This window comes from Bacillus sp. AR2-1 (assembly GCF_008368755.1).
GTDB classification, from domain to species: Bacteria; Bacillota; Bacilli; order Bacillales; family Bacillaceae_G; genus Bacillus_A; species Bacillus_A wiedmannii.
This window is the reverse complement of the sequence record NZ_QORY01000062.1, coordinates 1-556: the sequence shown is the minus strand read 5'-3', so window position 1 is coordinate 556 and position 556 is coordinate 1. Positions and strand designations below refer to the sequence as shown.

Genomic DNA, 556 nt, shown 5'->3' with positions numbered 1-556 from the left:
CTTTAAAAGTTAAATAAGTTACAATAATTCTTGTCTTAAATGAATACAGTCTGGTAATGATGGCAGAGAGGCCACACCCGTTCCCATACCGAACACGGAAGTTAAGCTCTCTAGCGCCGATGGTAGTTGGGACCTTGTCCCTGTGAGAGTAGGACGTTGCCAGGCAATTGGAGGATTAGCTCAGCTGGGAGAGCACCTGCCTTACAAGCAGGGGGTCGGCGGTTCGATCCCGTCATCCTCCACCATTTAGCCGACTTAGCTCAATTGGTAGAGCAACTGACTTGTAATCAGTAGGTTGGGGGTTCAAGTCCTCTAGTCGGCACCAGAAAATCATGGCGGTTGTGGCGAAGTGGTTAACGCACCGGATTGTGGCTCCGGCATTCGTGGGTTCGATTCCCATCAGTCGCCCCATTTTTTCTTTTAATAATTAATATGCGGGTGTGGCGGAATTGGCAGACGCACTAGACTTAGGATCTAGCGCCTTTGGCGTGGGGGTTCGACTCCCTTCACCCGCACTTTTAATAAAATAACTCATACATGTCTTGCGGAAGTAGTT

Annotated in this window: 4 tRNA genes and 1 rRNA gene; all 5 read left to right on the top strand. The window is 48.9% G+C overall.

Annotated features, from left to right (window positions below):
• The first annotated feature begins 49 nt into the window (after positions 1–49).
• Positions 50–165 (top strand): 5S ribosomal RNA (gene rrf, locus DT250_RS31420).
• Positions 166–169: 4 nt separating this feature from the next.
• Positions 170–245: transfer RNA gene (locus DT250_RS31415), tRNA-Val, on the top strand.
• A gap of 4 nt (positions 246–249) precedes the next feature.
• Positions 250–325 (top strand) — tRNA-Thr (locus DT250_RS31410).
• Between the two features lie 10 nt (positions 326–335).
• Positions 336–411: transfer RNA gene (locus DT250_RS31405), tRNA-His, on the top strand.
• Positions 412–434: 23 nt separating this feature from the next.
• Positions 435–515 (top strand) — tRNA-Leu (locus tag DT250_RS31400).
• The last annotated feature ends 41 nt before the right edge of the window (positions 516–556 follow it).